This is a genomic window from Acinetobacter sp. YH12218 (assembly GCF_013417925.1).
Classification (GTDB): domain Bacteria; phylum Pseudomonadota; class Gammaproteobacteria; order Pseudomonadales; family Moraxellaceae; genus Acinetobacter; species Acinetobacter amyesii.
In genome coordinates, this window is sequence record NZ_VPDB01000078.1 from 1 (window position 1) to 12,788 (window position 12,788).

At 41.4% G+C, this 12,788-nt stretch carries 17 protein-coding genes; 9 read left to right on the forward strand and 8 right to left on the reverse strand.

Annotated elements, in window-relative coordinates; translation table 11 throughout:
• Positions 1–128 precede the first annotated feature (128 nt).
• Both FTV03_RS15275 and FTV03_RS18045 read left to right on the forward strand, forming a co-directional pair.
• Positions 129–425 carry a hypothetical protein gene (locus FTV03_RS15275; RefSeq protein ID WP_227591842.1) on the forward strand — a complete coding sequence of 99 codons (297 nt, stop codon included), beginning with the start codon at positions 129–131 and terminating at the stop codon, positions 423–425.
• Positions 422–562, forward strand: a complete 141-nt coding sequence (locus tag FTV03_RS18045) for a hypothetical protein (protein ID WP_227591843.1) — start codon at positions 422–424, stop codon at positions 560–562. The genes FTV03_RS15275 and FTV03_RS18045 overlap by 4 nt, the downstream gene beginning before the upstream one ends.
• A 25-nt stretch (positions 563–587) precedes the next feature.
• Here the strand turns inward: FTV03_RS18045 and FTV03_RS15280 are convergent, their stop codons facing one another.
• Entirely contained in the window at positions 588–926 is a 339-nt protein-coding gene (locus tag FTV03_RS15280) for a DMT family protein (protein WP_078189529.1), read from the reverse strand.
• 274 nt (positions 927–1,200) lie between these two features.
• Here FTV03_RS15280 and mpl point away from each other — a divergent pair, with 274 nt between their 5' ends.
• Positions 1,201–2,565, forward strand: coding sequence for a UDP-N-acetylmuramate:L-alanyl-gamma-D-glutamyl-meso-diaminopimelate ligase (gene mpl, locus FTV03_RS15285; RefSeq protein WP_180005549.1), 1,365 nt, complete (start codon positions 1,201–1,203; stop codon positions 2,563–2,565).
• A gap of 63 nt (positions 2,566–2,628) precedes the next feature.
• Here the strand turns inward: mpl and FTV03_RS15290 are convergent, their stop codons facing one another.
• The 4 genes from FTV03_RS15290 to FTV03_RS15305 all read right to left on the reverse strand — a co-directional run bounded on the left by FTV03_RS15290 (position 2,629) and on the right by FTV03_RS15305 (position 4,641).
• Complete coding sequence (locus FTV03_RS15290) at positions 2,629–3,099, reverse strand: BLUF domain-containing protein (RefSeq protein ID WP_180005550.1); 471 nt, start codon at positions 3,097–3,099, stop codon at positions 2,629–2,631.
• 160 nt (positions 3,100–3,259) lie between these two features.
• Entirely contained in the window at positions 3,260–3,445 is a 186-nt protein-coding gene (locus FTV03_RS15295; protein WP_168379504.1) for a hypothetical protein, read from the reverse strand.
• Between the two features lie 255 nt (positions 3,446–3,700).
• Positions 3,701–3,985, reverse strand: a complete 285-nt coding sequence (locus FTV03_RS15300; protein ID WP_111885720.1) for a GNAT family N-acetyltransferase — start codon at positions 3,983–3,985, stop codon at positions 3,701–3,703.
• A 350-nt stretch (positions 3,986–4,335) separates the two neighbouring features.
• Positions 4,336–4,641: a GNAT family N-acetyltransferase gene (locus tag FTV03_RS15305; RefSeq protein ID WP_347269446.1), complete on the reverse strand. Its 306-nt coding sequence runs from the start codon at positions 4,639–4,641 to the stop codon at positions 4,336–4,338.
• 132 nt (positions 4,642–4,773) lie between these two features.
• Here FTV03_RS15305 and FTV03_RS15310 point away from each other — a divergent pair, with 132 nt between their 5' ends.
• Together FTV03_RS15310 and FTV03_RS15315 are read left to right on the forward strand one after the other, a co-directional pair.
• Positions 4,774–5,967, forward strand: coding sequence for a sugar transporter (locus FTV03_RS15310; protein ID WP_180005552.1), 1,194 nt, complete (start codon positions 4,774–4,776; stop codon positions 5,965–5,967).
• A gap of 302 nt (positions 5,968–6,269) precedes the next feature.
• Positions 6,270–7,235, forward strand: a complete 966-nt coding sequence (locus FTV03_RS15315) for a TerC family protein (RefSeq protein ID WP_180005553.1) — start codon at positions 6,270–6,272, stop codon at positions 7,233–7,235.
• A 64-nt stretch (positions 7,236–7,299) separates the two neighbouring features.
• Here the strand turns inward: FTV03_RS15315 and FTV03_RS15320 are convergent, their stop codons facing one another.
• On the reverse strand, positions 7,300–7,611 hold the full coding sequence (locus tag FTV03_RS15320; protein WP_180005554.1) for a nucleotidyltransferase family protein: 312 nt from the start codon (positions 7,609–7,611) through the stop codon (positions 7,300–7,302).
• 272 nt (positions 7,612–7,883) lie between these two features.
• On the opposite strand from FTV03_RS15320, the gene guaD reads away from it, so the two are divergent.
• The 3 genes from guaD (at position 7,884) to FTV03_RS15335 (ending at position 10,391) form a co-directional block, all read left to right on the forward strand.
• Entirely contained in the window at positions 7,884–9,200 is a 1,317-nt protein-coding gene (guaD, locus tag FTV03_RS15325) for a guanine deaminase (RefSeq protein WP_180005555.1), read from the forward strand.
• 225 nt (positions 9,201–9,425) lie between these two features.
• Complete coding sequence (gene hpt / locus FTV03_RS15330; RefSeq protein ID WP_078194457.1) at positions 9,426–9,953, forward strand: hypoxanthine phosphoribosyltransferase; 528 nt, start codon at positions 9,426–9,428, stop codon at positions 9,951–9,953.
• 180 nt (positions 9,954–10,133) lie between these two features.
• Positions 10,134–10,391 carry a GlsB/YeaQ/YmgE family stress response membrane protein gene (locus FTV03_RS15335; protein WP_180005556.1) on the forward strand — a complete coding sequence of 86 codons (258 nt, stop codon included), beginning with the start codon at positions 10,134–10,136 and terminating at the stop codon, positions 10,389–10,391.
• An 80-nt stretch (positions 10,392–10,471) separates the two neighbouring features.
• On the opposite strand, the gene FTV03_RS15340 is transcribed toward FTV03_RS15335, so the two are convergent.
• Both FTV03_RS15340 and dmeF read right to left on the reverse strand, forming a co-directional pair.
• Entirely contained in the window at positions 10,472–11,170 is a 699-nt protein-coding gene (locus tag FTV03_RS15340) for a DsbC family protein (protein WP_180005557.1), read from the reverse strand.
• Between the two features lie 113 nt (positions 11,171–11,283).
• The gene (gene dmeF / locus FTV03_RS15345; protein ID WP_180042063.1) at positions 11,284–12,228 is read right to left on the reverse strand and encodes a CDF family Co(II)/Ni(II) efflux transporter DmeF; all 945 of its coding nucleotides are present in this window, start codon (positions 12,226–12,228) and stop codon (positions 11,284–11,286) included.
• 56 nt (positions 12,229–12,284) lie between these two features.
• On the opposite strand from dmeF, the gene FTV03_RS15350 reads away from it, so the two are divergent.
• Positions 12,285–12,551 (forward strand): metal/formaldehyde-sensitive transcriptional repressor, encoded by a 267-nt coding sequence (locus tag FTV03_RS15350; RefSeq protein WP_180009138.1) that lies wholly within the window; start codon positions 12,285–12,287, stop codon positions 12,549–12,551.
• Positions 12,552–12,788: the final 237 nt, after the last annotated feature.

Here is a 12,788-nt window from a genome sequence, read left to right on the forward strand (position 1 = left end):
GTGGAGCGACAATTGATGTAATTCGAGAATACATCCAAAACCAAGAAAGACCCGACTGAAAAGGCGTGCTATCCATCTCCATCTAAATCACAGATTATAGATGGAGAATTCCGCACATTTAGTTAAAGATGAAACAGATCTTCATCCTGCTCACTTTAGCCTTAAGCTCTCAGAGTTTTGCCCAACTGGTTCAACTCAATACCAGCCAATTTGAAATAGAATTTAACCTCTTACAGAAACAAAAAGGCTATAACAGCCAGATTAAGAGTAATGGCTACATCCACGAAAAATTTTTAGTCACTGGCAAATCGATCATTGATGAACGTGAGTCGGTCAAGATGACAGGCTATTACAAAGCAGATGATGGCCGTGATAAAATGTATTCAATTTCAGAATATCGTGTAGCTATGTTTTTGCACTCATGAACTTTGAAGCAGACGGTCAAATGACTGTACTGACCAGTGAGAGTGATTATGCCTTTGACTATGAAGATCCCACTCCAAGAGACCGTGAGTTTAGTAAAGTCCTCAAAAATGCCTGCAAACACGCCTCACTTAAATGATCGGACCCATGCGGCATCGGATCAGTTAAGCACTGCGAAACACGAAATAGACACACCCAAAAAGGCATAAACCTGCCCACAAATAGTCCAATTTAAAGGGCTGTTTAAAAAGGAAAATCATAAATGGAACGAAGACCAATAGCGTCACGACTTCTTGTGTGATTTTCATTTGACCCAAAGACCACCCATGTTTGGCCAACAATCGCGTTGCTGGGATCATAAAACTATATTCGAGTAACGCGATCGCCCATCCAAATAAAATCGCTTGCCAAAGCGGCGCATCATGTAAAAACTTCAAATGCCCATACCAGGCCAAAGTCATAAAACAGTTGGAAATAATCAATAAAAACAGGGCAAGTGACATAAGCAATCAAGATCGCAAAAAATTGCGCTTATTGTACGTTTTTCATCACAATTTCGCGCCTATTTTCCGTGTTTTTATCATTAAGAAAATCACACACATTTGATCAGTTACGAGCTCAATCTTTTTGTACGATCTCATACAAAAAAATCTATCTTTTCGCTAAGACCCTTGCTATGGTTGCTCTCAAATGAAATTAACTTTTTCAACCAAATCTATAATGACAACACCACAATAACAAAGTGATGTGTCGGTAAAAGCAGTGGAGTTAGAACGAATGCATCTGCATATCTTGGGTATTTGTGGCACCTTTATGGGTTCATTGGCGCTCTTGGCGCGCGATTTAGGACATAAGGTCACGGGTTCAGACCAAAACGTTTACCCACCAATGTCTACCCAATTGGAAAATGCAGGCATTACCTTAATGCAAGGCTATGACCGTAGCCATCTTCAACCACATCCAGATCTCGTGATTGTCGGCAATGCTATGAAACGTGGTATTGATGCTGTGGAATACATGTTGAATGAAGGCCTGCCTTATATTTCTGGCCCACAGTTCCTTGCAGACCACGTCCTACAAGGCAAACATGTGTTAGGTGTTGCAGGCACACATGGTAAAACCACAACCACAACCATGCTGGCGTGGGTGCTCGATCAAGCAGGTTTAAATCCAGGCTTCTTGATTGGCGGCGTACCTTTAGGCTTTAGTGAAAGTGCACGTTTAGGCGGTGGTCAATATTTCTGTGTAGAAGCCGATGAATACGATTCCGCATTCTTCGATAAACGTTCTAAGTTTGTGCATTACCATCCTAAAACAGCAATTTTAAATAACCTTGAATTTGACCATGCCGATATCTTCGATGACTTGGCGGCGATTCAAAAGCAATTCCATCATCTGGTTCGTACTATTCCAAGTGAAGGCCGTATTATTGCGCCCATCACCGAAACAAAAATTGATGAAGTCTTGGAAATGGGCTGCTGGACACCTGTCGTGCGTACATCTTTAGATGCCAATGACAAATCTGAATTGTATGCAGAACAATTGTCTGCTGACGGTTCACATTTCAAAGTGCTACAGCATGGTGTTGTGAAAGGCGAAGTCAAATGGAATATGACTGGGCAACACAGTGTAGCCAATGCTTTGGCAACCATTGCTGCGGCTGAACATGTCGGTGTTTCGATTGAAATGGCGTGTGAAGCGCTTTCAAACTTTGGCGGTGTCAAACGTCGTATGGAGCTTTTGGGCACAGTCCGTGGCATTGAGGTTTATGACGACTTTGCACATCACCCAACGGCGATTGATACCACGTTAGAAGGTGCGCGTAAGCGTCTGGGTCAACGTAAGCTTTGGGCGGTGATCGAGCCACGTTCTAATACCATGCGCATGGGTAGCCATAAAGATGGCCTTGCACATTCTGCACGCTTAGCGGATGAAGTGATTTGGTATCAACCTGAAGGTTTGGATTGGGATCTACAACCCGTGATTGAAGCTGCTGCGAATAAAGCTGTCGTGGCACGTTCACTGGATGACATCATCCAAACCATCGTAAGCGAGGCAGGCGAGGGCGATGCTGTAGTGATTATGTCGAATGGCGGTTTTGGTGGTTTACATCAGAAGTTGATCAGTGCATTAAAAGCCTAAATCAACTGGATAAAATGAAAGAAGCCCGCGAAGCGGGCTTTTTTTATTTTATTCACACTCAGCTTAAAAATAATGCTGATAGCCTCGGTTTTTATAGCCTGAATCCAGCTTAACCGGCTGTTCAACATTTTCTAATCTTAACAATGTCGTTAAAAACGCCTGAATTTGTTCCGTATTAAGCAGGTTTGGTTGAAAGCTTGAATGTCCAAAGCGCTGGAATAAACTGGCAATTTCACTATGTCGATTTACATATTTCATCGACCATTTTGAAAAATCGATTTGATCAATAGTTTGATCAGGATAACGCACAATATCCCGATGCCGCGTATCTTGCATAATATGCTGAAAAAGCTGTTCGAGTGCCGCTTGCTCACCTTGCAGGCATTGGAAGAACCGGCCTTCTGCATAGTACAGCACGCCAAAAATATTTTTTTCAGTATTAAAGCTGCGGGCTCTCACCAAAATATCACTTAAATCTTGTATTAAATCAAATTGTTGTTCTACACGCGTACTGGCATAACAGAGTTGTATCATTGTGTTTATTCTTCAAGTATTTGCATGATTTTAACGTGGGATGAGCCACAGAATTAGTGTAGATTTGTATGTTTTTTAATCAAATGTGCTTTTTAACTTACAACAGAAAACCGATATCACGGATACCGAAATTAGCTTCAAATTTTTAAACTGATCAACATTAAAACAATGAAACGATTCCTCTTTGAGGATGAATACAGAGGTCTCCCATGCTCAAAAATTTATTCATATTTTTATCGATCACTTGTGTATATTTTGCTGCCTTAATCATCCTGAATAATTTTGGCATTTCAGATTTTTTAAATGTCGTGATTTGCTCGCTTATCTTAGGAATAACACTGCGCACCGTGATTCCTCACTATCTTATTTATTTACTGATGATGATGACCATTGGCAGTATTTATTTTGTGCTGAATGATTTTGCTTTATTAAATATCATGTGTTTAAGCTTGGTTTTAGGAATATTGATCTGCTCAATTTTGTTCCAATTGTGGCCACATATCGTCAAAACACCATCAACGCTGTTGAAACTCAAGCTCAATTGAGCACAACGCAGTTTTTAAATTTTCATACTGATAAAACGCCCGCATCGCGGGCTTTTTTAGGCTTGAATATCGGCTAATGTCTTGTCTCGGCGAAACATCACCTCTACATAAGAACAGGTTGGGATAATTTTTAAGTGTTTGTCACGAGCAAATTCCACCAAATGATCCAATAACACACGAGCAACCCCTTGCCCACGTAAGGAATCATCTACCCACGTGTGATTTGCCACAATAGTGTGTTCATCACGCCATAAGTAACTCATTTCTGCGAGGCGTATACCCTCAGCATTTAACTGAAAAAATTCACCTTTTTGACCGTTATCTTGATGTTGCATAGTCACTGTTTTTTCTTCCTTTTTATGAAAAAATACACCGTGTAACAAACGAGAAAGTGATCGGTACAGAACTTAAACGACCTATATTCAACTGTAGGTGATAATAAATCCGTACACCTTTCACATTAATTAAAAAACAATTAAATCACACTTGCCGGATATTTTTATTATGGACCTTTATCTTGTCGCCATCTTTGTATTACTCATTGCTGCAGCATGCTTGGTTGTATCGCTGTATAAATCACGATCTTAATTCAATTTCACAATTAGATTTCAAATAAAAGAACAGCCTGATCGCAATACGATCAGGCTGTTTTTATTTATCCAAATGATTAATCTACATCACGCTGTACAATTTAGCGTAGAACATCACGAATCGATTCATCTTTATCAAATACAGATTTTGCAAAAGGGCAGAGTGGAATAATTTTCACGTTCTTTTCCCGAGCAAAATTCACTGCTGCATCGAGGAGATGTCGTCCAACACCTTGTCCTCGCAAGCTATCACTGACATCGGTATGATCAATAATAAATTTATCATCGCCTGCCCATGAGTAAGTCATCTCTGCCAAACGCTCCCCATCTTGCTCAACAAAGAAAGCTCCTTTTTTTTGATCATCATCTTGTTGTACAAACATCTTAAATTTCCTCCATTTTTTTATAAATTGGCATGTAATGCAGGTCAACTCTGTTGTTTTTGTATTAATTTAAACCGCATGTACAGGGCTTAAATCGGTTCCTGCTTGTGTATACAGCATAGTAAAATATGCCACTTTTTTTATTTGAAGACACTCATGTCTGCCTCTCCCTCCGAAACGGCTTTTTCTGGCTCTTGGACGGCTGTGATTGCTTTGGCTTTCGCAGCATTTATTTTTAATACCACTGAATTTGTACCTGTCGCGTTGCTCAGCGATATTGGCAAAACCTTTAGCTTAGCCGCAACCGATGTCGGTATCATGATTACGCTGTATGCATGGGTGGTTGCGCCGATTTCTTTGCCGATCATGTTATTGACCAAAAATATTGAACGTCGCTCGCTCCTGATTTGTTTATTTATAGTGTTTATTATCAGCCATGTTCTGTCGTATTTCGCATGGAGCTTTAATACCTTATTGCTCAGTCGAATCGGCATTGCCTTCTCACATGCACTTTTTTGGTCAATTACTGCATCGCTGGCGGTTCGTGTTGCACCGAAAGGCAAAGAATTTCAAGCCTTGGGGCTTTTGGCCACAGGCACGGCTTTGGCGATGGTTCTCGGTATTCCGTTTGGGCGTATGGTTGGAGAAGTCTATGGTTGGCGAAATACCTTTGCTCTGATTAGCATTGGCGCCAGTATCGTTTGCCTGATTTTAGCCAAAACGCTGCCAATACTGCCGAGTTTGAACTCAGGTTCGCTGAGCAGCCTAAAACAGTTTATTCGCCGTCCAAGCTTAATGATGGTCTTTGCATTAACCATTATCGTAATTAGCGCGCAATTTACCGCATATAGCTATATCGAACCGTTCTCACTCAACATTGCTGCATTCAGTTCCATGCAAACTACCACGTTGTTATTAATCTTTGGTGCTGCAGGCTTTCTGGGATCTTATCTCTTTGGGAAATTTGGTGGGAAATATCCTAAAGTTGCAATTCCTTTGAGTACAGCCACACTGGCTTTATCCATGCTGCTGTTGCTTCCTGTTTCTTTGAGTTTTGCAGGTGTGAGTGCGGTGTGCTTATTGTGGGGCATGAGTATCATTGGATTTAGTCTCGCATTACAGTCAAAGACGCTGCATCTCGCATCCGATGCCACAGATGTCGCCATGGCTATCTATTCAGGACTTTATAATGTCGGCATTGGCGGTGGCGCACTCTTGGGCGGCATGGTCAGCGTACATTTCGGTTTGAGCTATATTGGCGTGATCGGAGGAATCATCGCGGTGATCGGCACACTTTTAGCCTTAGCGTTGGTACAACGTGGTGATTTTAATCCTCCCATGGCACATTAAATGAATTCGCAAATTGCCGATTGCACTTTGTACTAAAAACTGTCATGCTTTGCCGCATATTTGGACAGTGTCCAAAACAAAATTTGAACAAGGGGAGTAGCCTCCTCCAAACGTAAACCTTGTTTTACGTGTCAGAATATCGTCATTACACTTTGCAAAAAGTCGGTATCTGAGCATCGCTGCTGAAAATCATTACAGTACGATGTAGGCAAGACCTTGATCATGTTGTCTCAGGCGTTTTATTTCGTCTGGCAACTGGTCGAGGTTTTTTTATGGCTGGTTGTTAGATGTGGAGAATACACATGGAAACGATTGGCTCTTTATGGCTATATCTGGCATTTTTCGGTTTAGTCACCATCATGCTACTCATCGACTTTTTAGGCTTTAAAAATAACAAAGGCCAAGAAATCAAAGTCAAAACCGCTGCCTATTGGAGTATTGCATGGGTCTCTGTGGCTACCTTATTCGGTGGTGCATTGTGGCTCTACTTACAGCAAACCGCTGGTGTCGCTGTTGCAAACACCAAAGTCATGGAATATTTCGCTGGTTATCTGCTCGAAAAATCACTCGCAATTGATAACGTTTTTGTCTGGCTCATGATTTTTGCTGCTTTTGCCATTCCACCTGCTTTGCAGCGTAAACTGTTGCTCTACGGTGTCCTCGGCGCAATTGTACTGCGTACCATCTTTATTTTTATTGGGGCATGGTTCGTTCAAGAATTCTCTTGGGTACTGTACTTCTTCGGTGCGTTCTTGGTGTATACCGGCTTTAAATTCCTTAAGGGTTCAGACGAAGACGACAAAGATATCGAAGATATGGCGATTTTGAAGTGGCTACGTAAACACATGCGTATTACTCCTCAAATGCATGAAGATAAATTCTTCGTTCGTCAAAATGGTGTCTTGTGGGCAACGCCGCTCTTTTTAGTGTTGATCTTGGTTGAAGCATCTGACGTAATTTTTGCGGTTGACTCAATCCCAGCAATCTTTGCGGTTACCTCTGACCCGTTCATTGTACTGACGGCAAACTTGATGGCGATTTTGGGTCTACGTGCTATGTTCTTCCTCTTGTCTGGTGCTGCATCGAAAATGCATTACTTACCGTATGGTCTGGGCATTATCCTCGTGTTTATTGGCGCTAAAATGCTGTTGCTCGATGTGTTCCACATGCCAATTTGGATTTCACTCGGCTTTATTGTAGTGACCTTAGCCATCACTGCGTGGTTATCGATCCGACACAGCAAGAAGTACCATGAAACCACACTATAAAACGCTTAGATAAATAAAAGCCTTCTTTTCGAGAAGGCTTTTTATTCTGACACGAAGCCATGAACTAAGCTTTAGGCGTCATCAAGAGTTTGAGTTTCGGCCAGCGTTGTAAAAATTTTTTTTGCTGCACACGCTGCAAAAAAGTCGCCTGACTGACTAAACGTGGGTTCCAGCGGACATTTAACTCAAATAAATCATCTAAACCCAAAGGAGCAATCAGCTGTATTTGTTGTTGATGTCGCTGTGACCAAATCAAATTACGAACCACGCCTGCAGCCAAATAAGCCTGTGTATCTATGGCATACAGGGCATGTAAAATCTGCATGATGCCTTGATGCTGAAATAGGTCATGTTTTAATTGGTCTGAATAGCTCATGTTCACTAAAGGGTTCATTATCGTTTTTTAAAGGGCGCTCTTGAGATCAATATAGCAAGCGTTGCGACTCATGGTCTTTATTCATTCATCGATGCAATGTATACAGCTCAATGCTTTTGTATTATTCAAATCAAATACAATGAACAAAAAAACAGAATCACTTATAAACAACTGTTCTATTTTTTAGAACACATTTTCACAAATACTCTAACGGTATTTTGAACCAAATTGGGCTACAATCAACCGAAAAAATTCTAAACTGCAGGTATGTCATGTCTTCTGTTATCGCATCTACAGCGATCCGTGGTCGCTTTCTAGATATTCAGAATACAGTTGCCCAAGCACGTGAAATTCACGACCAAGTGCGCTATTTCGAAGATGGTTTGCTAATTACGCAAGCCGGAAAAATTCAATGGTTCGGTCCATGGTCTGAGGGCCAACACCATCTCCCAGATCAGGTTGAAGTACAGCATTATCCTGATCAATTGATTGTTCCGGGTTTCATCGATACCCATATTCATTATCCACAAACGGAAATGATGGGGGCTTATGGTGAACAGCTATTGGAATGGCTCGATACCTATACCTTTCCAACTGAAATCCAATTTGAAGATCCGGCTTATGCAGAGCAAATTGCACAGTTCTTTGTAAACGAGTTACTCAAAAACGGAACCACAACAGCTCTTGTTTTTTGTACCGTTCATCCACAATCGGTCGATGCTTTATTTAAAGCTGCAGAACAGCATCAGATGCGCTTAATTGCCGGTAAAGTGATGATGGATCGACATGCACCTGAAGCATTATGTGACACTGCAGAGAGTGGCTATAACGACTCCAAAGCACTCATCAAAAAGTGGCATGGAAAGGGCCGTAACCTGTATGCCATCACGCCTCGCTTTGCCCCAACCTCAACGCCTGAACAATTGGCACGGGCAGGGGAGCTAAAAGCCGAGTATCCTGATGTCTATGTACATACGCATTTAAGTGAAAATAAAAATGAAATCGCGTGGGTCAAATCATTATTCCCTGAGCAAAACGGCTATTTGGACGTTTATCATCATTATGGTCTGACCGGATCACGTTCCGTGTTTGCGCACTGCGTGCATTTGGAAGATGCCGAGTGGGAGTGTATGCATCAGACCAACTCTGCAATCGCGTTTTGTCCAACCTCGAACTTGTTCCTAGGCAGTGGTTTATTTCCATTAAAGAAAACATGGGAAAAACAGGTGAAAGTCGGCTTAGGCACAGACATTGGCGCAGGCACCTCATTTAACCAACTACAAACCATCAATGAAGCCTACAAAGTTCAACAACTTCAAGGCGATAAACTGTCCGCATTTGAAGCGCTGTACCATGCCACTTTAGGGGGAGCAAAAGCCTTAGATCTAGCGGACAAACTTGGAAACTTTGATTTGGGCAAAGAAGCAGATTTTGTGGTGCTCGATTTAAATGCCACGGCTTTACAAGCCTTACGTCAACAACGTGCCAAAAATCTGGAAGATGCTTTATTTGCCCTCATGCTGATGGGTGATGATCGTAATATCCATGCCACCTATGTGTTTGGACAATGTGCGTATGTCAAAGCATAAAACGGCTCGACCGAGACGAAAAACAGCGTTGAAAATTGGACTGATTGCCGTCGCTTGTTTGTGCTTACTCAAGCGTGACAGCACTTCCAAGAAAAACTGATTACATTTTCAACGGCAAAAAAGATGCATCTGCGAGCCAGATGTATTAAAATTGGTTCATCTTTAGAGGTGTTGCAAGTCAACACCTTTTTTATTTTTTTGATTTGCTTTTTTAGGTATCTACCCATGTCTGTTCAAATGAGCGTACTGATTTCCACTGAAGAAATTCAAGCTAAAGTGAAAGAGCTTGGCGCAAAAATTGATGCACACTATGCTAACAGCGACAAAGAGTTGGTGTTAATCGGTCTTTTACGCGGTTCTGTTATTTTTATGGCTGACCTTTGCCGCGCAATTTCAAAACCGCATGAACTCGACTTCATGACCGTTTCAAGTTATGGCGGTGGGACCGTATCTACTCGTGATGTAAAAATCTTAAAAGACTTAGACGGCGACATTAAAGATAAAGATGTCTTGGTGGTTGAAGATATTATCGATTCAGGAAATACCTTAAGCAAAGTTTTAGAAATTTTACAGACGCGCAATCCAAATTCAATCGAGCTTTGTACTTTGGTTAGCAAGCCTTCACGTCGTGAGATTGAACTCGAAGTGAAATTTTTAGGTTTTGAAGTCGAAGATAAATTTATCGTAGGTTATGGTCTGGACTATGATCAAAAATATCGTCACATTCCATTTATTGGCGAAATTGGTCTCTAAGCAAGATCAGATACTTAAGAGTGGCCTAAGGCCACTTTTTTTTTACTTTTCTTGCTATTTCAGAACAAAAAAACAACAGTTTTTTGCATGTTTAGGCTGTAGCTCAGCTTAGTTTTGATTAAAGATAAAGATTGAACATGTCGTAAAAAACAAATACATGATAACAAAAGGAGAGTTACTATGTGGTCACTCATTGTTGCGATTGTTGTTGGTTTTATTGCTGGTTTAATTGCACGTGCGATCCATCCTGGAGATGACAAAGCCGGTTTCATCATGACCACCATTCTCGGGATAGCAGGTTCCTTACTTGCGACCTATGGCGGACGTTTATTAGGTCTGTATGGAGAAAATTCTGCTGCAGGATTTATCGCTTCCGTCATTGGTGCGATCATCGTGTTGTTTATCTATAACCTTGTAACGAAAAAAAACCGCGTCTAATTTTTATAGCGCCATTAAAATACCCGCCTGTAGACGGGTATTTTTTTATTTATATTTTATTCATGCCGTACAGCTTGAAATTATTTGATCTCTTTTAACATCGATTCTAATTCAGCAGCAGGGTAAGCACCGGTTAAGATCGAACCGTTGGCAAAGACGATTCCCGGTGTACCACTTAGTTTTAAGCTTTTTGCTAATTTTAAATTTCGATCAATGGGGTTTGCACAGCTTTTCGCTGACTTCGGTTGAATTCCCTTATTGATTAAATTATCCCAGGCCATAGCAGGGTTTGAATCACAAAAAATCTGCTTCGATGGCGCCAACGACTGCGGTTTTATGGCTGTGACAAAAGTATAAATGGTCACATCATTAAGTTTTGCCAGTTCTACTTCAAGCTTCTTACAATATGGGCAATTTGGGTCAGAAAAGATCGCGATTTGGCGCTTCCCATTCCCCCTGACAGTTTTAATCGCATCTTGTAATGGTAGTTTATTCCACTCAGTTTTTTGCTGACTGAGGATCAATTGTTTGGTCAGATTTTTTTGATCTTTTAAACGGATCATAGAACCTGCAATCACATAATCCGCATTTTCACTCAAATACAAAACTTGATCTTCAACAAAGCCACTATATATGCCTGGCATTTCTGTACTTTGAATATTCTCAATTTTTAAACTGGGGTGCTTTTCTCCCAAGAGCTTTTGAACGTGTGCCGCATCTGCCAAAGCAAAAGTCGAAAGGATGGTACTTAACGCCAACGCACATATTTTTTTCAACATAGACCGAACTTCAACATTTAATTGATTCAGCATTCTAAGCCTTAACGCGTGAAAGTCTTGGGCTTTTTTCAGTTCATTACGCAATAGCTACATGCCGTTTCACGTGGAACATATTACGCTGCATCAGGTGAATTAATTTCAACAGACACATGCACAATTTCTTCATGAATCGACAGCGCTTGGCGGACTTCATCGGCACTCAACGCCTGACTGGTTTCTAAAGCTACAATACACGAGAACTGACCTTTACCCACTTTCCACACATGTAAATCAGTTACATCGACGTCGACAGGAAATTGCATTAAAACTTCTCGAATCTCATCAACGACAGGGTGATCCATTTCCGCATCCAGTAATGTTTGTCCTGTTTCTTTCATCAAGCCAATGGCCCACTTACCGACCAGCACTGCACCAACAATCCCCAATAGCGCATCTAAAAATCCCCACCCCATCCATTTTCCGGCAAATAAAGCCACAATCGCCAATACCGAAGTCACCGCATCAGCAACCACATGCATGAAGGCTGCTTTCTGATTGAGATCGTGATGATGATCATGCTGCTCCTCATGGCTATGCTCATGATGGTGATGGTGATGGTGATGGTGATGGTCATCATGCAATAACCAAGCACAGATCAAGTTCACCACCAGACCTAAAATCGCAATAGGGATTGCTTCGTTATAATGAATTTGGACCGGGTTGAATAAGCGTTCCACCGAATGAAAAGCCATAAATGCAGCAACAACCATCAATAATATCGCGCTGCTATAGCCCGCTAAAATTTCAATTTTCCAAGTTCCAAAGCTAAAACGAGCGTCTTGAGCATAGTGGCGTGCCGCACGATAGGCAAAATAGGCCAAGCCTAATGCCAACATATGTGAACTCATATGCCAGCCATCTGCCAATAATGCCATCGAATTAAAAATCCAACCGCCAATGACTTCTAACAACATCATGACTGCCGTTAAAATAGTGGCAATTAAGATCCGTTTTTGTGCGAGTGGATTACCTTCATCAAATTGATGATGATGAATTCGGATGGATGGGGAAGTTTTCATTAGGTTCTATGCTTAAATATACTCCCCCATAGTATATTTATTTTCGGGAGAAAGTGTTGAGTCATTTACATCAGGACAAAAAGATTTTAAATCGGGTTAAACGTCTACAAGGTCAGGTCAATGCGGTTGAACTGGCTTTACAGCAACCCGAAGCAGGGTGTATTGAGGTATTACAACAGGTTGCGGCCATCAAAGGTGCTGTAAATGGATTAATGAATGAATTAATCGAAGCACATTTACGCCATCATGTATTGCCTCAAGATGTTGAAATCAATGAAGCAGAACTGGAAGAATTTGTAAAACTGCTTAAACGCTATGGATAACGTTACAACTGTGATTTGACCATGGAAAACAATCGGCATTAAACTGAGTCCATATATTCTTCTTTCTCATACAGCACAATATTGACCCTATTGGCTGTACCTCTGCGACTTTGACATACTCCCACCACCAAGCTAAGAGCTATGGTGGGGGAATCTTTGCGACCCATGCAATCTTAGAGATTGCACCTTTCGATACCGCACTGCGCTGACAGTATGGCGGTACAGGAACTCTTTATA